Source organism: Curtobacterium poinsettiae (assembly GCF_047226435.1).
In the GTDB taxonomy this organism is placed as follows: domain Bacteria; phylum Actinomycetota; class Actinomycetes; order Actinomycetales; family Microbacteriaceae; genus Curtobacterium; species Curtobacterium poinsettiae.
On record NZ_CP178434.1, the window covers coordinates 211,718 to 230,406 of the forward strand.

Annotated in this window: 17 protein-coding genes; 8 read left to right on the plus strand and 9 right to left on the minus strand. The window is 71.6% G+C overall.

Features of this window, described 5'->3' with window-relative positions; translation table 11 throughout:
• Positions 1 to 92: 92 nt before the first annotated feature.
• Positions 93 to 554: a DUF4383 domain-containing protein gene (locus ACL00U_RS01025; protein ID WP_017887611.1), complete on the minus strand. Its 462-nt coding sequence runs from the start codon at positions 552 to 554 to the stop codon at positions 93 to 95.
• Between the two features lie 232 nt (positions 555 to 786).
• Between ACL00U_RS01025 and ACL00U_RS01030 the strand changes: the two genes are divergently transcribed.
• The gene (locus tag ACL00U_RS01030; RefSeq protein WP_259494964.1) at positions 787 to 1,401 is read left to right on the plus strand and encodes a GNAT family N-acetyltransferase; all 615 of its coding nucleotides are present in this window, start codon (positions 787 to 789) and stop codon (positions 1,399 to 1,401) included.
• An 85-nt stretch (positions 1,402 to 1,486) separates the two neighbouring features.
• Positions 1,487 to 1,843, plus strand: a complete 357-nt coding sequence (locus ACL00U_RS01035) for a VOC family protein (RefSeq protein WP_031260007.1) — start codon at positions 1,487 to 1,489, stop codon at positions 1,841 to 1,843.
• Between the two features lie 85 nt (positions 1,844 to 1,928).
• On the opposite strand, the gene ACL00U_RS01040 is transcribed toward ACL00U_RS01035, so the two are convergent.
• Positions 1,929 to 2,951: a LacI family DNA-binding transcriptional regulator gene (locus ACL00U_RS01040; protein ID WP_017887608.1), complete on the minus strand. Its 1,023-nt coding sequence runs from the start codon at positions 2,949 to 2,951 to the stop codon at positions 1,929 to 1,931.
• A gap of 213 nt (positions 2,952 to 3,164) precedes the next feature.
• Between ACL00U_RS01040 and ACL00U_RS01045 the strand changes: the two genes are divergently transcribed.
• From ACL00U_RS01045 to ACL00U_RS01060, 4 genes are all read left to right on the plus strand, one after another.
• Positions 3,165 to 5,198 (plus strand): beta-galactosidase, encoded by a 2,034-nt coding sequence (locus ACL00U_RS01045; protein ID WP_017887607.1) that lies wholly within the window; start codon positions 3,165 to 3,167, stop codon positions 5,196 to 5,198.
• Positions 5,195 to 6,109, plus strand: a complete 915-nt coding sequence (locus ACL00U_RS01050; RefSeq protein WP_017887606.1) for a carbohydrate ABC transporter permease — start codon at positions 5,195 to 5,197, stop codon at positions 6,107 to 6,109. Before ACL00U_RS01045 ends, ACL00U_RS01050 begins: the two co-directional genes overlap by 4 nt.
• Entirely contained in the window at positions 6,106 to 7,056 is a 951-nt protein-coding gene (locus ACL00U_RS01055; protein WP_235517738.1) for a carbohydrate ABC transporter permease, read from the plus strand. Before ACL00U_RS01050 ends, ACL00U_RS01055 begins: the two co-directional genes overlap by 4 nt.
• A 61-nt stretch (positions 7,057 to 7,117) precedes the next feature.
• Complete coding sequence (locus ACL00U_RS01060) at positions 7,118 to 8,455, plus strand: ABC transporter substrate-binding protein (RefSeq protein WP_259494968.1); 1,338 nt, start codon at positions 7,118 to 7,120, stop codon at positions 8,453 to 8,455.
• A 127-nt stretch (positions 8,456 to 8,582) separates the two neighbouring features.
• Here the strand turns inward: ACL00U_RS01060 and ACL00U_RS01065 are convergent, their stop codons facing one another.
• The 4 genes from ACL00U_RS01065 to aztB are packed head-to-tail and all read right to left on the minus strand — an operon-like array spanning position 8,583 to position 12,785.
• Positions 8,583 to 9,761 (minus strand): hypothetical protein, encoded by a 1,179-nt coding sequence (locus ACL00U_RS01065; RefSeq protein ID WP_412873721.1) that lies wholly within the window; start codon positions 9,759 to 9,761, stop codon positions 8,583 to 8,585.
• Between the two features lie 26 nt (positions 9,762 to 9,787).
• The gene (locus ACL00U_RS01070; RefSeq protein ID WP_412873722.1) at positions 9,788 to 10,690 is read right to left on the minus strand and encodes a metal ABC transporter solute-binding protein, Zn/Mn family; all 903 of its coding nucleotides are present in this window, start codon (positions 10,688 to 10,690) and stop codon (positions 9,788 to 9,790) included.
• A complete protein-coding gene (locus ACL00U_RS01075; protein WP_412873723.1) occupies positions 10,687 to 11,895 on the minus strand; it encodes a hypothetical protein in 1,209 nt (402 codons plus the stop codon). Before ACL00U_RS01075 ends, ACL00U_RS01070 begins: the two co-directional genes overlap by 4 nt.
• The gene (gene aztB / locus ACL00U_RS01080; RefSeq protein ID WP_017887599.1) at positions 11,892 to 12,785 is read right to left on the minus strand and encodes a zinc ABC transporter permease AztB; all 894 of its coding nucleotides are present in this window, start codon (positions 12,783 to 12,785) and stop codon (positions 11,892 to 11,894) included. The genes ACL00U_RS01075 and aztB overlap by 4 nt, the downstream gene beginning before the upstream one ends.
• Before the next feature lie 50 nt (positions 12,786 to 12,835).
• On the opposite strand from aztB, the gene ACL00U_RS01085 reads away from it, so the two are divergent.
• Positions 12,836 to 13,480 carry an ATP-binding cassette domain-containing protein gene (locus ACL00U_RS01085; RefSeq protein ID WP_412873724.1) on the plus strand — a complete coding sequence of 215 codons (645 nt, stop codon included), beginning with the start codon at positions 12,836 to 12,838 and terminating at the stop codon, positions 13,478 to 13,480.
• A gap of 204 nt (positions 13,481 to 13,684) precedes the next feature.
• Positions 13,685 to 14,866, plus strand: a complete 1,182-nt coding sequence (locus ACL00U_RS01090) for a Fic family protein (RefSeq protein ID WP_412873725.1) — start codon at positions 13,685 to 13,687, stop codon at positions 14,864 to 14,866.
• 108 nt (positions 14,867 to 14,974) lie between these two features.
• Here the strand turns inward: ACL00U_RS01090 and ACL00U_RS01095 are convergent, their stop codons facing one another.
• From ACL00U_RS01095 to ACL00U_RS01105, 3 genes are read right to left on the minus strand one after another with little or no spacing between them, the layout of a single operon-like run.
• Positions 14,975 to 15,712: a copper homeostasis protein CutC gene (locus tag ACL00U_RS01095; RefSeq protein WP_140449172.1), complete on the minus strand. Its 738-nt coding sequence runs from the start codon at positions 15,710 to 15,712 to the stop codon at positions 14,975 to 14,977.
• Positions 15,709 to 17,265 carry a M81 family metallopeptidase gene (locus ACL00U_RS01100; protein WP_056073296.1) on the minus strand — a complete coding sequence of 519 codons (1,557 nt, stop codon included), beginning with the start codon at positions 17,263 to 17,265 and terminating at the stop codon, positions 15,709 to 15,711. The genes ACL00U_RS01095 and ACL00U_RS01100 overlap by 4 nt, the downstream gene beginning before the upstream one ends.
• A complete protein-coding gene (locus ACL00U_RS01105) occupies positions 17,258 to 18,442 on the minus strand; it encodes an ROK family protein (protein ID WP_017887594.1) in 1,185 nt (394 codons plus the stop codon). The genes ACL00U_RS01100 and ACL00U_RS01105 overlap by 8 nt, the downstream gene beginning before the upstream one ends.
• Between the last annotated feature and the right edge of the window lie 247 nt (positions 18,443 to 18,689).

The following is an 18,689-nucleotide window of genomic DNA, read 5'->3' on the forward strand; positions in this document are numbered from 1 at the left end:
GATGCCTGCCAGGGGGCGCGAACGGGGGCAGCGACGGACGGGAGGCCCGTGGCAGTGTCGCCACGGGCCTCCCGTCCGGTGTGTGCTGCGGTTCAGCGCGCGGTGCGCGTGCCGATCCGCGGCAGGACGAAACCGAGCACGATCATCGCGACGGCGAGGAAGGCGTGCAGCACGTTGTCTGCGCTGTTCAGCGGCACGAAGTTCGCGCCACCGGCCATGCCCGCGGTGAAGAGCCCGTAGACGAAGAGCACCGCGTAGACGATGCCGCCGGCGACGAGGTACAGGCGCGCTGAGGCTGCACGGCGGGCGGCGAGCAGCCCGACGATGCCGAAGAGCAGGTGCACGATGTTGTGCAGGACGGACACCTGGAACAGGCCCAGGAGCAGGGCCATGGAGCCGTGGCCGGCCACGGACATCGAGCCCATGTCCATGGTGAGTCCGGGGATGAACCCGGCGATGCCGACGATCAGGAAGACGACACCGAAGACGAACGCGCCCCGCTGGGTCCACGTCGAGCCGGAGCCGGTGCGTGCGGTTGCTGCGCTGCTGGTCATGATCAGCCCTCTTTTCTGTACGCGCCGCAGTGTGCGGCACACATGACATTCGGAGCGCTTCTACGGTCGGTTTGCAGGTCAGGGGTGCGATGGGCCGCGATGGCCGATTCACGCACCGGCAGCGCCCGCGATCTACCCTCGATCCTCTCGGGAAGTGCCCGGTACGCGTGCAGGAAGGCCCGCCAAGATGAAGTCGGCCAAGTGGCCAAGTCGTTCGACCCGAGGAGTCACCATGGAGACCGTCGTCCGAGCAGCAGGACCCGCCGAACTCGAAGCGGCCGCAGCCGTCCTGGCCGAGGCCTTCGCCGACGACCCGGTGCTCGCCGAGTTCCGACCGCCCCGATCCGGCGAGGACCGTCCCGCCGTGCTGGCCCGCCTCTTCGCGGCCCTCATCCGCTCGGTGCCGACGACCGGTCGTCGGGTGGACGTCGCCACGATCGGTGACCGCGTGGTCGGCGCCGCGTTCTGGCAGGCGCCCGGTCGGCACACCGGCGGCTTCGGCGCCTTCGTTCGACAGGTGCCCGAGTTCCTCCGGACGCTCGGGATCCGCGGTGCGCTCCACGCCGTGACGCACCTGCGCCGCATGGAGCGCGCCCGCCCGATGACCCCGCACTGGTACCTCACCGAGATCGGGGTGTCGGCCGCCGCGCGGGGTCGTGGCGTCGGTGGCCTGCTGCTCGGGCACGCACTCGAACGCGCCGACCGGTCGTCCCGGGGCGCCTACCTGGAGTCGTCCACCCCGGTGAACCGCCGGCTGTACCGACGGCACGGGTTCGCGGACGGCGCGCCGATCGCGGGGTTCCGCGCGGCGACCCCGATCAGCATGTGGCGTCCGGCGGCGGGCTGACCCGGCGCCGGGGGACACCGACCCTGTACCGGCGTGCACGCGCGCTGCCTACCGTCCACGGCACACCACGACGAGAGGAAACACCATGGCAAGTGGAGTCGCAGCAGTCTGGGTCCCGGTCAGCGACATGGAGCGCGCCGTCGCGTTCTACCGCGACACGCTCGGTCTCACCGTCAAGGACCAGTCCGACGACTGGAGCGAGATCGACGCCGGTGGTCTGATGATCGGCCTGAACGGACGCGAGTCCGCCAGCCAGGCGAGCGACGGCGGCGCCGTCGTGTCGTTCCAGCCGGACGGCAGCATCGAGGACGAGGTCGCCTCGCTCAAGGAGCGCGGCGCGGACATCCAGGGCGAGATCAGCGAGCACCCGTGGGGCAAGATCATCCCCTTCAAGGACAGCGAAGGCAACGACCTGCAGCTCTACTCGCCGCCGCAGGGCTGACCCAGCCGGGTGCGGAACGCACCCGCGGACGGACGGGAGGCCCGTGGCGACGCCGCCACGGGCCTCCCGTCCGTTCCGTGGCCGACTACGCGGACCCGCGCCAGACGACCTCCGTCGGCAACAGCAGACCGCGTGGGCCGTCGTCGGTGCCGCCGATCTGCTCGAGGACCTGGTGTGCCGCCTGCTCGCCGAGCAGGCGCGCCGGCTGCCGCACCGTCGACAGCTGCGGGTCGCACCGCAGCGCCCAGGCGCTGTCGTCGAACCCGACCACACCGACGTCCGACGGCACGCTCCGGCCGCTGCGCTGCAGGACGTCCATGGCACCGGCGGCGACGGCGTCCGACGCGGCGAACACCCCGTCGATGTCCGGGGCCCGCTCGAGCAGCTCGCGCATGCCCTCGGCGCCGGCGGTGTAGCTGAACAGGGGGTTCCGGGCGACGAGGTCGGGGTCGAAGCGCTCGCCGAGTGCCGCGGTGAACCCCGCCAGGCGGTCCTGGCCGGAGTCGCGGTCGAGCCCGGAGGCGAGCATCCCGATCCGTCGTCGGCCGGTGTCGACCAGCCGTCGGGTGATCTGCTCGGCGGCGTCGCGGTTGTCGATGCCGATGTACGAGATGTTCGCGGCGTCGGACGGGTGCCCGACGAAGCACGCGGGCATGCCGATCTCCTCGATCGCCCCGGTGATCGGGTCGCCGTCGCGGGCGGACAGCACGATGGCGCCGTCGACGAAGCCGCCGCGCAGGTACTCGACCACCCGCTCGCTGTCGCGGGCGGAGTCGACCATGATCGTGACGAGCTGCTGGTCGGCGTCGGACAGCACGGCGTTCGTGCCGATCAGGATGTTGCCGATGTTGGGGTCGTCGAGCACCACGACCGAGGGTTCGTGCACGATGAGCGCGATCGCCCCGGAACGCCGGGTGACCAAGCTGCGGGCGGCGGCACTGCGCACGTAGCCGACACGTCGGACGGCGTCCTGCACGGCCTCGCGCGCCTTCGGTGACACGTACGGCTCGTCGTTGAGCACCCGTGAGACGGTGCCGCGGGACATCCCCGCTTCGTCCGCGACGTCCTGGATCGTGGCGCGCTGACGAGCGGATCGGACCTCGGACATGGGGCAACCATATCCGCCGCTGAGGAGCCCTCGGAACGCCTCGCAGTTGACAGGGTGCAGCCGCTGGTGTTTGATCTGGGAGCGCTCCCAGAAACCTCCGGCCCTGATCCCCGGTGCGGCCTGGGAGCGCTCCCAGAACACTGGGTGGCCTTCGCCGTCGAAGGGGTCGCACGCGACCGAGGCGGCGGGTCGCCCCGATCAGCGAGGATCCCCGTGACGACCACCACCCTGCCGACGACCGCCACCGGCGCGCTCGGCCTCGGCTCGACGGGCCTCGCGTTCGGGTGCGACTACAACCCCGAGCAGTGGGACCCCGAGGTGTGGGTCGAGGACGTCCGGCTCATGCGCGAGGCCGGCGTGAACCTCGTCGCGATCAACGTCTTCGGCTGGTCGCACGTCGAACCCCGGCAGGGTGAGTACGACTTCGCCGCGCTCGACACCGTCATCGAACTGCTGCACGGCGCGGGCATCGGGGTCGACCTGGGCACCGGCACCGCCTCGACGCCGCCGTGGCTCACCACCCGCCACCCCGAGGTCCTGCCCGTCGTCGCCGACGGCACGACCCGCTGGCCCGGTGGCCGCCAGGCGTTCTGCCCGAGCTCCCCGGTCTACCGTGAGCACGCCCTCGCCCTGGTCCGCGCCACCGCCGAGCGCTACGGCGACCACCCCGCCGTGCGGCTCTGGCACGTGTCGAACGAGCTCGGCTGCCACAACGCGCACTGCTACTGCGACGTCTCCGCCCAGGCGTTCCGCGGCTGGCTGCAGGCCCGGTACGGCACGGTCGACGCGCTGAACGCAGCCTGGGGCACCTCGTTCTGGAGCCAGCGCTACTCGGCGTGGGAGCAGGTGCTGCCGCCCCGCGCGACGCTGTCGTTCACGAACCCGGCACAGACCATCGACTTCGACCGGTTCTCGTCCGACGAGCTCCTCGGCCACCACCGCGCCGAGGCCGCCGTCCTGCGCGAGCTGAGCGACAAGCCCGTCACGACGAACTTCATGGTCGCCGCGCACATCACGGCGCTCGACTACTGGTCGTGGGCCGGCGACATGGACGTCATCGCGAACGACCACTACCTGGACCACCGCCTGCCCCGGCCGCACGTCGAGCTCGCCTTCGCCGCCGACACCACCCGTGGCCTGGCCGGCGGCGCCCCGTGGCTGCTCATGGAGCACTCGACCGGTGCCGTGAACTGGCAGCCGCACAACGTCGCGAAGGCCCCGGGGGAGATGCTCCGGAACACCGCGGCGCACATCGCCCGCGGTGCCGACGGGGTCTGCTTCTTCCAGTGGCGCGCATCCGTGCAGGGCAGCGAGAAGTTCCACTCGGCGCTGCTGCCGCACGCCGGCACCGAGTCGACGACGTGGCACGACGTGGTCGCGCTCGGCGCCCTGGTCGAGCGGCTCGGCGAACTGCGGGGGTCGCGCGTGGTCGCCGACGTGGCGCTCGTCTTCAGCTGGGAGAACCAGTGGGCCGCCGACCTGGAGGCCCACCCCAGCACCGCGCTCCGCTACCTGGAGCAGGTCCACGCGTTCCACGCCGCGCTGTGGGACCTCGGCGTGACCGTCGACGTCGTCGCCCCCGGAGCACCCCTCGACGGGTACGCGCTCGTCGTCGTCCCCGAGCTCTACCTGGTGCGCGACGAGCACGCGGCCGTCATCGCCGACCACGTCGCCGCCGGCGGGCACGCCGTCGTCAGCTGCTTCAGCGGCATCGTCGACGAGCGCGACCGGGTCCGCACCGGCGGTTACCCGGGCGCCTTCCGCGACCTGCTCGGCGTGCGGGTGGACGAGTTCCTCCCGCTCGCCGCCGACGCCACGATCGCGCTGTCCGACGGCACGACCGGCAGCGTCTGGTCCGAGCCGGTCGAGCTGCGCGGCGCGACGAGCGTCGTCGACTACGCCGAGGGCTCCCTCGCCGGGCGCCCCGCCGTGACCCGCAACGAGCACGGCGCCGGCACCGCCTGGTACACGTCCACGGTCCTCGACACGGCAGCGCTGGGCGGGTTCGTCCACCGCGTGCTCGACGAGGCCGGGGTGCACGCCGACCCCGCCGTCCGCCCAGGGCTCGAGGTCGTCCGTCGCCGCGACGACACCCACGAGTGGGTCTTCCTGCTGAACCACTCCGACCGCACCGTCGAGCACCACGAGGCCGGCCACGAACTCGTCGCCGACCGCCCCGTCACCGGCACCACCGCCATCGCCCCCGGCGGGACCCAGATCATCCGCACCGACAGGAACCGCTCATGACCACCACCGCACAGTCGCCCAGCGCGACCCGACGACGCCGGGGCGGCGGGTTCCGCTACCGCCGCGCGATCGCGATCTTCGTCCTGCCGTTCGCCGTCCTGTTCACGGCGTTCTACCTGGTCCCCATCCTCTACGCCGTGTGGGAGTCGCTGCAGAAGATCGAGCGGCAGGGCACGTTCGGCGCCCCGACGCAGGTCTTCGGCGGCCTGAGCCAGTACGCCCTGGTGTTCCAGGACGGCGAGTTCTGGAGCTCGGTGCTCCGCGTGCTGCTGTTCGGTGTCGTGCAGGTGCCGGTGATGCTCGGGCTCGCGCTCCTGTTCGCCCTGCTGCTCGACTCCCCGCTGCTGCGCGGCAAGCGGTTCTTCCGCCTGGCGTTCTTCGCGCCGTACGCGGTGCCCGGCGTCATCGCCGCGATCATGTGGGGCTACCTCTACGCCCCCGACCTGTCGCCGTTCTCCGCGGTGACCTCGCGGGTCGACCTGCTCGGCGGCAGCACCGTGCTGTGGGCGGTCGCCAACGTCGTGACCTGGGTCTACGTCGGCTACAACATGCTCATCATCTACTCGTCGCTCCTCGCGATCCCCGCCGAGGTGTACGAGGCGGCGAAGCTCGACGGTGCGTCCCAGCTCCGGATCGCCCTGTCGATCAAGATCCCGCTCGTCGTGCCGGCGATCGTCCTCACCGCGGTGTTCTCCGTCATCGGCACCTTGCAGCTGCTGACCGAGCCGACCGTCTTCCGGCAGTTCACCTCGACCATCTCGTCGACGTTCACACCGAACATGCTCGTCTACTCGACGTCCTCGGTGCCGAACTTCAACCTCGCCGCGGCGTTCTCGGTCGTCCTCGCCGTCGCCACGTTCGTCCTGTCGATCGGGTTCCTCCGACTGACCCAGCGGAAGGCCGCCCAGTGACCGTCAACGCCCCGTCCCCAGGTGACCTCGTCCGCGACGTCGGCCGACCGCTCGAGCCGAACCGGGCCTCCCGTCCGCGCCAGCGCGGAGCGCGCGGTCCCCGTGAGAGCGTCATCTCACGCAGCGCCGCGATGATCGTGATGGGGGTCTTCACCCTCTACTTCCTGCTGCCGATCTTCTGGCTGCTGGTCTCGTCCACCAAGACCGCCGCGAACTTCAACTCGACGTTCTCGCTGTGGTTCAGCGCCACCTCGGTGCAGGACTTCTTCGGCAACCTCGTCGAGCTGTTCACGCGGCAGGACGGCATCTACCTGCGCTGGCTGCTGAACAGCATCGCCTACGCCGGGGTCGCCGGGCTGCTCGGCACCGTGCTCTCCGCGATGTGCGGGTACGCCCTGGCGAAGTACCGGTTCCGTGGCCGCGAGGTCCTGTTCAACGTGTTCCTCGGCGGCGTGCTCGTGCCGGCGACCGCCCTGGCCCTGCCGCTGTTCCTCATCTTCAGCCAGGTCGACCTGACCGACACGTTCTGGTCGGTGTTCCTGCCGAGCATCGTCAGCCCCTTCGGCGTCTACCTGTCGCGGTTGTTCGCGGCGTCGAGCGTGCCCGACGAGATCATCGAGGCCGCCCGCATCGACGGTTCCGGCGAGGTCCGCACGTTCTTCACCGTGGCCGTGCGGCTCATGTCGCCCGCGCTCGTGACGATCTTCCTGTTCCAGTTCGTCGCCGTCTGGAACAACTTCTTCCTGCCGCTCGTGATGCTCCGCGACTCGTCGCTGTTCCCCGTCACCCTCGGCCTCTACACGTGGAACTCGAGCGTGAACCAGTACCCGGACCTGCGCACCCTCGTGCTCATCGGGTCGTTCGTCTCGATCATCCCGCTGCTCGTCGCCTTCCTGAGCCTGCAGCGCTTCTGGCGCTCCGGCCTGGGCTCCGGCGGCCTGAAGTAGCCCCCGACCCGCACCCCTTCCCGCACCAGCTCTCCCCACACCACATCCGAACGGAAACAGCATGAAGACAACGAAGTTCCTCAGCGTCGCCGCGATCGCCGTGGCTGCCACCGTGGCCCTCGCCGGCTGCAGCACCGGCGGCAGCAGCACCGGCGGCGGATCCGGCACCGCGGCCGCCAGCTGCAAGCCCTCGGGCGGCAAGGTCACCCTCGACTTCACGACCTGGGTGCCCAACATGGACAAGGTCGTCGCGATCTGGAACAAGGCCAACCCGGACATCCAGGTCAAGGTCTCGATCGTCGCGAACGGCAACAGCGGCACCTACCAGAACTTCTTCAACCAGCTGAAGGCCAAGCAGGCGCCGGACATCGGGCAGGTCGAGTACGACACCCTGCCGGCGTTCCGCGTGCAGGGCGGCCTGGAGGACATCGGCGCGTGCTCCGGCATCAGCGACGCGAAGAAGGACTTCTCCGACGGCCTGTGGAACCAGGTCACCTTCGGCGAGGGGAAGTCGGTCTACGCCGTGCCGCAGGACTCCGGTCCGATGGCGCTGTACTACCGCAAGGACCTGTTCGAGAAGGCCGGCCTCGACGCCCCGAAGACGTGGGAGGAGTACGCCGAGGACGCCGTGAAGATCAAGAAGCTCGGCGGCAACATCACCAACTTCGCCAAGGGTGACGTCAACCAGTTCGCCGGGCTCGTCTCGCAGGCCGGTGGCCAGTGGTTCGAGAACTCGGGCCAGGACTGGAAGGTCAACCTGGACGACGCCGCGTCGAAGAAGGTCGCCGACTACTGGCAGGACCTGATCGACAAGAAGCTCGTGAACACCCTGCCGAGCTTCACCGACCAGTGGAACAACGCCTACGACAGCGGCAAGGACTGGACCTGGGTCTCCGCGGTCTGGGGTGCGAACACCATCTCGAGCGGTGCCCCGTCGACCTCGGGCAAGTGGGCCGTCGCCCCGATGCCGCAGTGGAAGTCCGGCGAGACCAAGTCGGCCGCCTGGGGCGGTTCGTCGAACGTCGTCTTCGCGGGCAGCAAGCACCCGGCCGAGGCATCGAAGTTCCTGGTCTGGCTGAACACCTCGACCGAGGCGCTCTCCGCACTGAACAAGGAGGCCAACCTGTACCCGGCCTCGACCACCGGCGCCGAGCTGCCGGCCCTGACCCAGGGGCTCGACTTCTACGGTGGCCAGAAGATCTACGAGGAGTTCGCCACCGCTGCGAAGGACATCCAGCCCTTCACCTGGGGTCCGACGATGACGCAGACCTACTCGGACGTCTCCGACGGCTTCGGGCAGGCCGCGTCCGGCTCGGGCACGCTGAGCGAGGCGCTCGAGTCCGGGCAGTCAAAGACCATCGCGGCACTCAAGGCGCAGTCGATCCCGGTCAAGGGCTGACGCACGGCGGCTGACGTCGCGCGGTCCACGCGCTGACAGCGGACAGGAGGCCCGTGGCGGGATCGCCACGGGCCTCCTGTTGCGTCTCGGGGTCGTGTTCCGGACCCCGTCGCTCGTTCGCTCGTCGCTACGCGACCGCGATCTCGTTGGGCACGCCCGGCAGCTCGTCGCTCGAGGCGATCACCTTGCCGGTGGTCAGGTCGACCGCGTGGATCCTCTGCTCGGCGGGGTCGGTGACGTAGGCGACGTCACCGGCGACCTTCAGGGCGGGGTGGGCGTCCTGCCACTCGGCCGGGCCGTCCCACGCGTCGATCACCGGGTACGACTCGAGCGGCTCGCCGGTCGTCTCGTCGAAGGTGTGCAGGGCACCGTCGTCGCCGAGCACGACGGCCTCGTCGCCGGGGCCGCGGGCCAGGTCGCGGAAGGTGAAGCCGACGCCGTCGGGCATGTCCGCGACGGTGTACTTCCCCGAGGCCGCGTCGATCAGGGCGATCTGGTCGAGCAGGTAGCCCTCGCTGTCGGGGTCGTCGTTGTAGTCGCCGACGGCGACGGACGAGTCCTCGGTGGTGAACAGGTTGCCGGTGCGGCCGTACTCGGTCGGGGCGTCGATCTTCTCGAACGTGCCGTCGTCGTAGACCAGGGCGCCGTCGGTGCAGCCGAACACCGCGACCTCACCCCTGACGGCACCCTCACCGTGGACGTCGGGGCACTGCTCGGACCGGGCGATCTCCTTGCCGTCGGCGTCCAGGGCGCGCACGCCTGAGCGGCTCTCCTCGGTGCCGATGGTGGTCAGGAGCGTGCCGTCCTCGAGCTCGATCGCGACGCCGTGGTGCGCGGCCTCGGACTTCGTCGTCTCGACCTCGGGCAGGTCGGCGCCGTCGAGCTCGGTGTGGTCGAACGTCGTCACGTCCCCGGTGCCGTCGGCGAACAGGGCGGTGCGGTCGCCGTGGACGACCGCGTGGCCGCCGGTGTCGGCGGGGAACACCGCGTCGGTCAGGGCCGGCTCGGCCTGGGTGTCGAGGACCCGGAAGCCCTCGGGCACGGTGACGAGCACGTGGCGTCCGTCACCGGCCGGGTTGACCCGGGTGAAGCCGTCGATCGCGTCGTCGGCCACCACCTGCAGGTCCTGGTCGAGGACGAGCAGGCCGCCGTCGTAGGTCAGGGTGATGCGGGTCCCGTCGGCCTTCGGGGTGTCCGTGGTGTCGGACCCGGCGTCGGTGTCCGTGGCGCACCCGGTCAGGGCCAGGGCGGCCGCACCGAGCAGGGCGGCGGGCCACACGGCCCGGAGCGTCTTCGTGTTCGTCATGTCGCTCACTGTATTGATTCTCATTCTCATTTACCAGTCGACAGGCCGTCGACGATGGCCTCGGTGTTCGAGCGCATCATGCCGAGGTAGGTGGAGGCGTCGCCGTCCTCGGTGAGGGACTCCGTCGCGAGCGGGCGGATCTCGACGTGCAGGTCGACCTCGTCCGCGAGCACCTCGGCCAGCCGTGCGGGTTGCGAGGCGTCGGCGAAGATCGTCCGGACGCCCGCTTCGTCGATGGCGTCGGCCAGGTCGCGCAGGTCGGCGGCGCTCGGGGAGGCCAGGGTCGTCCCGCTCGGGATCACCGCCCCGACGACCCGGAAGCCGTAGTGGTCGGCCAGGTACCCGAACACGTGGTGGTTCGTGACGAGCGCCCGGCGTTCCTCGGGCACGGTGCGGAACGCGGCCGTCATCGTGTCGTCCAGGTCGCGGAGCTCGTCCAGGTAGGCGTCCGTGCCGGCCGGTTCGATCCCGGCGTCGCGGAGGTCCTGGTCGAGGGCCTCGACGACGTCGACCATCCGGGCCGGGTCGGTCCAGAAGTGCGGGTCGGGGCCGCTGTCGTCCTCGGTGGTCCACTCGAGCGGGTCGAACGCGTCCCCGGCGGTGGAGACCGGCACGCCGTCCTCGGCCGCCGCCGCGACGTGCCGCGCGACCCCTTCTTCGAGCCCGAGCCCGTTCTCGACCACGAGGTCGGCGCTCCGGAGCCGTGCGGCCTGCTGCGCGGAGACCTCGAACGAGTGCGGGTCGGCGCCCGGCGGCATGAGGACCATGACGTCGGCCCGGTCCCCGACCACTTCGCTGACGACGTCGCCGAGGATGTTCGTCGTCACCGCGACGAGGGGGCGGTCGGAGCCGACGGTGGTGCACCCCGTGGCGACGAGGGCGAGCGCTGCGGCGACGAGGCCCGCGGTCAGGGCCCTGGTGCGCGTCACAGTCCGGCCTCGGCGAAGGCGACTGGGGCGACGGGGAGCTCGATCGTGCGGGCGACCCGGGCCCCGTCTGCGAAGTCGATCTCGTGCACGGTGCCGTCCGCGGGGTCGGCCAGGTAGGCGCGCTGGGCATCGAGCTGCAGCAGCGGGGCGTCGTCGTCGGGGCTGGCGTCGACCAGTGCCTTCGTCGTGGCGACCTTCCCCGTCGAGGCGGTCACGACCACCACCCGGCCGGAGTCGTCGACGCCGACCACGTGCTCGTCCTCGTCGTCCACCGCGACCACGGCGCGCAGGGGCCGCTCGGTCGGCACGAGGCGCCAGGAACCCTGTCGCGCGTCGAGCAGCCAGAACCCGGTGGTGCCCGCCAGCCCGGCGACGGTGGGTCGGCCGGCACGTGCGGCGAAGGCCGTCGGCCGCTCGGCACCGTCGGGCAGGTCGACGAACGACGTCTCGCCGGCGTCGTCCACCACGACCGCCCCGTCGGCACAGCCCACGACCCCGCCGGCGCGGGTGACGATCCCGCCGGCGGGGTCGGTGCAGGCCTGGGTGTCGGTGTCGGTGTCGGTGGCGTTCGTCGCCTCGCCGTCGGCGTCGAGCACGCGGACCCGGTCGCCGTCGGCCGCCACGAGATGCTCGCCCATCGGCAGCAGGACGCGCGCGTCGATCCGTGCGGTCTCGTCGACCTCGCCCTGTCCCAGTGCCTGGCGGTCGAGCACGACCGCCTCGGCTCGGTCCGGCCAGGTGATCGTCGTCATGGTCTCGGACGAGTGCACCGCGATCCGGCCGCCGCCGTCGATCGTGCCCACCACCCGCGGCTCGGCGGCGTAGTAGTGCGTGTGGTCGCCGTGGTCGACGGTCCAGGACCCGCCGTCGACGATCGTCGTGCGGTCGGCGTCGCTGGTCACGAGGAACCGGCCGTCGGTCGCCGAGTGCTCCGGTGCGTCCACGTCGTCGAGTTCGGTGGTCTCCTCGGTGAGCAGGTCGTGCAGCGCGGTCGCGCCGGTCGCCGACACGGCCAGGAGGCGCACCTGGGGTTCCTGGGACTCACTCGCGCCCGCCACGTAGCCGTGGGGACGGGCGGTGCCGGTCGAGCTGTCGGCCGACGGGGTGCCCGTGGAGCAGGCGGTGACGGTGAGGGCCAGGCCGGTGGCGAGGCCGATGGTGGACAGGAGGCGCGCGGGGGCGCGGCTGGTGGTCGAGTGCTTCATGCTCCCTCTCGAGACGGTGCGGCGGATCGTGGTGCTGCCGGCGCGGCCGCGCGCGCCGGTGTCGGGATCGGGGTGCGCCGCAGGACGACGGCGGCCAGGGCGCGCGAGACCACGACGCCGCCGACGGCGACCGCGGCGATGCTCGCGCCGGCGGCGGTGCCGGCGTGCCAGGAGACGAGGAGCCCGACGAGCACGGCGGCCGCACCGATGCCGGCGCCGAGGAGCATCGTCGAGGCCACGTGCCGGGTCCACGCGCGGGCAGCGGCGGCGGGCGCGAGCAGCAGGCCCACGACGAGCAGGGTGCCGACCGCCCGGTACGAGGCGACGACCGCCAGGGTGACGAGCGCGATGAGCACGACCTCGGCCAGGCGCGGGTGCAGGCCGAGCGTCGTGGCCTTGCGGGTGTCGAACGCCAGCGCGGTGAACGGCCGGTGGAAGGCCACGGCGACGGCCAGGGCGACGGCCGCGGCGATCGCGAGGCCGCCGACGTCCGCCCGGGTGACGGCGAGGACGTCCCCGAACAGGATCGCGGTGACGTCGGTGGCGAACGACCGCGACGACGACACGATGATCACGCCGAGTGCGAGCATCCCGACGAAGAGCAGGCCGATCGAGGTGTCGTACGACAGTCGGGCGCGACGACGCAGCGCTCCGACACCGAGCACCATGACGCCGGCGCTCACCGCGGCGCCGAGCACCGGCGGGACCCCGGTCAGGGTGGCGATCGCGACGCCGGGCAGCATGCCGTGCGAGAGCGCCTCGCCCAGGAACGCCATGCCGCGCACCAGCACCCACGTGCCGACGACGGCGCACAGGACCGCCGCCAGGGAGCCGCCGACCAGGGCGCGCACCATGAAGTCGACGGAGAACGGATCGGTCAGCCAGGTCACGGTCCGAGACGCTACATGAAAACGAGTATCGATACTGATAGCGTGCTCAGGTGACTGCGACCGAGCCGACCGACCCCGCCGATCCCCGATCTGCCGTCCACCTGGACCGGGTGACGGCCGTCCTCGGCGACCGGACCGTCCTCGACGGTGTGGACGCGGTCTTCCCCGCCGGGGTCGTCACCGCGCTCACCGGGCCGAACGGATCCGGCAAGTCGACGCTGCTCGACGTGGTCGCGGACGTCGTGCGGCCGACCGCCGGGCGGGTGACGGGCCTCCCGTCCGACGGGGTCGCCTACGTGACCCAGTCCGTCCCGCCGACCACGCTCCCGCTCACCGTCCGCGCGGCCGTCACGATGGGGCGGTGGCGGCACCGCGCGTGGTGGCGGCCGCTCGGACGCGCTGACCGAGCGGTCGTCGACGCGCAGCTCGAGCGGATGGCGATCACGGACCTTGCCGACCGGCCGGTCGAGGAGCTCTCCGGCGGGCAGCGGCAGCGGACGCTCGTCGCGCTCGGGCTGGCGCAGCGGGCGGGGGTGCTGCTGGTCGACGAACCGACCGCCGGGGTCGATGCTGAGTCGGCGGCGCTCGTGGTGGCGGCGCTCGCCGACGAGGCCGCAGCCGGTGTCGTGGTCGTGCACGCGGCCCACGACCCGGCGGTGATCGCCGCAGCCGACCGCATCGTCGCGCTGACCTGACCCTGCCCGTGGGGGCGATTCCGCAAAACACCGGTGTTCACCCGTTGAACCGCTGTCTGCGCGTGTTCAGCGCGCGAACACCGGTGTCTTGCGGACGCCGGAGCAGGTGACGGTGTCGATCTCAGAATACGGGCGCCAGATTTTCTGAGATGATGGCTTATGTCAGAAAATCTGACGGACCGAGTCTGGTTTCAGGGAGTGATCGTGACCACGTGGCCCGCGCTGCAGTACGAGGAACTCGACTGGGAGCGCCGCGACGCCGACTACGGTCCGCGGGCGGCTCGACGCGGCACGGTTCGGGAATCGTACGCTGCAGCGGTTCCGCCCGCGATCGCGGGACTCCCGATCGAGCTGAGCGACGACGTGGCGACCCTCGTTGACGAAGCCTCGACCGCGCTCGTGCGGTTCGACAGTGAACTCGGTGGTGAGGTGGCTTCGTTCGCCTCGCTCCTGCTGCGCTCGGAAGCAGCAGCATCGTCGCAGATCGAGCACCTCACGGCGAGCGCTCGGCAGGTGTTCGCCGCTGAGATCGGTGCCCCCGGCAAGCGCAACGCCACCGCGATCGCCTCGAACACGCGCGCGATGCGGACCGCGATCGAACTGTCCGATCAATTGACTTCCGACACCGTGCTCGCGATGCACGAGGTCCTGCTCGAACACGACCCCCATCACGATGCTGGAGCGTTCCGGCGTGAATCCGTGTGGATCGGCACCGACGGTCGCAGCCCGGTCGGAGCCGACTTCGTCGCCCCGGCATGGGAACGGGTTCCGGGACTGGTCGACGACGTCATGGCCTTCGCGCGGCGACTGGACCTGCCCCGGCTGGCGCAGGTCGCCGTGGCCCACGCGCAGTTCGAGACCATCCACCCGTTCACCGACGGCAACGGTCGCACCGGGCGTGCACTGTTGCAGGCCATGCTGCGGTCGAACGAGTTGACGCGCAACGTGACGGTCCCGGTCTCGGCAGGCCTCCTGATCGACACTGCGGGCTACGTCGAGGCGCTGACGGCGTACCGCCGTGGCGACGTCGAGCCGATCATCCGGCGGGTGGCCGAAGCCGCGTTCGCCGCGATCGGGAACGCGACGGAGCTCGTCGAGGACATCCGACGGATCCGGAGGAGCTGGCAGGACCGGATCGAGGCTCGACGAGACTCCGGCGTCTGGGACGCGCTCGACGTGGTCGCACGGCAGCCCGTGTTGAACGCGACGGTGCTCGCCGCCGAGATGGGTGTCGTGACGAGGAACGTGTACCCGCACCTCCAGAAGCTCGTCGACGCCGGCATCCTGCTGTCGAAGAACGAGTACCGGCACGGCGTCCTGTACCGCAACGACGAAGTGCTCTCGGCGCTCGACGCGTTCGCCGCGCGGTCCGGTCGCCGGGGGTGACGCGGGCTCAGGCGGTCAGGGGCCGCTGAACACCGGTGTTCGTCGTTCGAACCGCGGTCTGCGGGTGTGCAACCGGCGAACACCGGTGTCTTGCGGGCCCAGAACTGGTCAGGCGTCGAGCGCGCGCCGTGCGGCGGTGACGACTTCGGCGTCGGTGACGAAGTGCGCGGAACCGTCGTCGCCGGCGCCCATCGGCACCCCGGCGTGCGTGCTGCCGGCGGCCGGGCGCTTGGCCGACAGGTGCACCGCGGCGGCTCCGGTGGCGAGCAGCGCACGGACGTCGGCAGGGGTGACGCCAGCGCCGGCCATCACCTGCACGGGCCCGGCTGCCCCGACCATGCGGGCGATCGTCTCGGCACCGGCGACCGCGGTGGGGGCGGCGCCCGAGGTCAGGACGCGGGTGAACCCGAGCGCGGCGAGCGATCCGGCGGCGGCGACGGGGTCGATCGCGTGGTCGATCGCCCGGTGCAGGGTGATCTCGGCGGTGGCGCTGACCGAGCGGGCGGCGTCCACGAAGCGGCGGAGGGCGTCCTCGTCCAGGGTCCGGTCGGGGCGCAGGGCTCCGACCACGACGCCGGCGGCCCCGGAGCGCAGGACCGTGCGGACCTCGCGCACCATGAGCTCGACCTCGTCGGGGGAGTGCACGAACCCGCCCGGGCGGCAGCGGACCAGCGCGTGCGCCGGGATCCCCGTCTCGTGGGTCGTCTCGACCAGGGCCTGGGACGGGGTGAGCCCGCCGAGCTCGAGACCGACGCAGAGTTCGACGCGGTCGGCGCCGCCGTCCCGCGCGGTGATCGCGCCGGCCGGTGAGGTGACGGCGATCTCGAGTGCGGCGGTGGTGCTCATGCAGGGGCTCCGAGCGGTTCGTTGGAGGCGGGGACGATGCGGGCGCGGAGGTCCGGTGCCGTCGGGAACACTCGATCGTAGGGGAACATCGGGCGCTCGATCCTGTGGTGCCCGAGGCGCAGCAGGTCCTGGTCGACACCGCCCGGGGTGAGCGCGAGCATCCAGTCGGCGGACATGTCGAACAGCTCCGGCTCGAGGTACCCGATCTTCACGATGACGACGTCCGCCTGCCGCGGCGCCAGGTCGAGGTCGGTGAAGTCGTGCTCGTGGTGGTACGGCTTCCGCAGCTTCGTCAGGATCGCGAACACGCTGCCGACCTGCAGCACGACCTCGGTCTCGGCGTCCCGGTCGCCGTGCTTGATCGCGTGCACCCGACCGGTCATCGTGATCGGACCCGCGTGCACGTGGTCGACCGTCGCACCGGCGGTCACGGTGATCGTCGCACCGACGCCGGCTTCCACCGCGGCGGCGACGGCGGCCGCGCCGGGCACGCTCGCGTAGATGACGGTGGGGCCCGACGGGTCCTGGAACTCCGGACGGGCGAGCACCTGCGTCAGCCCCCACGTCATGTCCCCGGAGCCGCCCGCCGTGGGGTTGTCGCCCGAGTCCGAGACGAAGTACGGCTTCGCGGCGCCAGGGGCGAGCGCGGCGTCGAGGCACTCCTCGAACGTGCCGGTGGGTGCGACGAAGACGAAGTCCTCGCGGGCATCCCAGAACGCCGACGCGAGCCGCTCGGCGCCGGCCGCGACGGCTGCCTCGTCCCACCCGGTGACGACGGTCACGGCCTGGTCGCGGGGCTGGTCGGCCCAGGCGTACCCGACCCAGATCGCGGCGTCGAGCACCCCCTCGGTCTGCTCGACGAGCGGGACCTGCGCGTACAGGGACTTCGCCGGCTCGAGCCGGGTCGAGGTCTGCTCGCCGGGCAGCAGGACGGGGATTGGGATCCAGGCCTTCACGGGGCGCTGCGCACCGACGGGCCGTTCGGTCAGCACGTCGACGAGGTTCCGGACGGCGCGCTCCTTCGTCTCGAGGGTGTCCTCGTGCGGGGCCATTCGGTAGCAGGTGACGAGGTCGACCTGGTGGGCGAGCTCGCGCGTGACGTTGCCGTGCAGGTCCATCGACGCGGACACGATGACGTCGGGGCCGACGACCGCGCGGATGCGACCGAGCAGGTCCGTCTCGGCGTCGTCGAGCCCCTCGACCACCATCGCGCCGTGGATGTCGTACCAGAGGCCGTCGACCGGCCCCATCGCACCCAGCCGCTCGACGATCTCGTCGGCCAGCGCCTCGTACGACGCCCGGTCGACGATCCCGCCGGGCAGGGCGTGCCCGATGAGCGCACCGCGGAAGTCCGCACGGTCGGCCATGGTCGCCAGGAACGGGTAGCGGGTGACGGCCTCGTCGCCGCGGTCCGGGTGGAACGCGGGGGCGTGGGTCCGGGTCGGGGTGAACGTCGAGGTCTCGATGGCCAGGCCGGCGATGGCGATGACCGGGCGACCGGCGCTGGCGGGGGAGGCGGGGACGGCGGGGGTGACGGGACCGGTCTCAGACACGGACGCTCCTGTTCCTGGTGGTGGACTGGGGGATGGGCGCGGAGAGCTCCTCGAGCGAGGCGGCGAGGCCCCGCTGCAGGGCGAACTGCCCGGCGCCGACGAGGCCGGCGTCGGCGCCGAGCGACACCGGCTCGATCGCCAGGTGCTGGGTCATCAGCGGGTGGCAGCTCTCGTAGAGCTGGCTCCGCACGGCGGCGATGAAGGGGTCGAGGGTCGACAGGATGCCGCCGAGGTAGACGGCGTCCGGGTTGAAGAAGTTCACGTTGGCGGCGAGCACCTCGCCCAGGTACTTGCCCGCCATCCGCACGGCGCGGGTCGCCTCGGGGTGCGCGTCCGAGGCGAGCCGCACGACGTCGGCGGTCGAGGCGACGTCGACCCCGGCGTTCGACAGGATGCGGACCAGGGCGGCGCCGGACGCCACCGTCTCGAGGCACCCGGTGTTGCCGCACGAGCACGGGGTGTCCCCGGCGGCGTCGATCCGCACGTGCGTGATGTCCCCGGCCGCACCGGTCGACCCGCGGTAGAGCCGGCCGTCGATGACGATGCCCGCGCCGATCGCCGAGCCCGCCTTGATCGTGATGGTCTGGCGTCGAGCCGGGTCCTGCACGGTCTGCTCACCCGCCGCCATGCAGTTCGCGTCGTTGTCGACGATCGCCGGCAGCCCGAACCGCTCGCTCAGCCAGGCGGCCACGGGGAACCCGTTCCACCCCGGCATCCGGCTCGGCAGGTCGACGACGCCGGCGACGACGTCGACGGGCCCGGGCAGGCTGAGCCCGACGCCCCGCAGCCCTTCGCGACCACGGTCGTCGGCGAGCCGCTCGAGCAACGCGGCCAGCCGCTGGAGCCCGGCGGTCGGACCGTCGGAGAGCGCGAACGGGACGTTCGCGACCGACTCGAGCGCGCCTCCCGGCAGCACCACGCCGATGCGCGCGTGCCCGCCGCCGACGTCCGCGGCAACCGCGTACTCGTCGACGCCGCCGATGCGGAGCACCTTGCGGGGGCGGCCGCCGGTGGAGACGTCGGTGCCCTCCTCGGCCAGGATCCCGTGTTCCAGGAGCTGGCCGACGACGTGCGAGACGGTCGACGGGGCGGCCCCGAGCACCTTCGCGATCTCGGTCCGGCTGGCGGCCTGCCCCGAAGCGACGAGCTCGAGGACGCGGGCGCTGAGATCGGCCACGACTTTCTCCAATCCGGACGGAACACCGGCGGCTGCCGGCGGAACGGGAACAGGACACGGGTGGATGCCCGGTTCTGCGGCGAGCCTACGGGGCGGATCGAGCGGTCCACCCTTTCCACCGTTCCGCAGTAACGCAGTTTTTACATCGAGATGTTTGTTTTTCCAATGGCTTTGGTCCTTGACTGTCCTCGTGCCGCTCGGCACCTCGTGCTCCACTCCCCGAAGTCCCTCGCACAAGGAGACACCG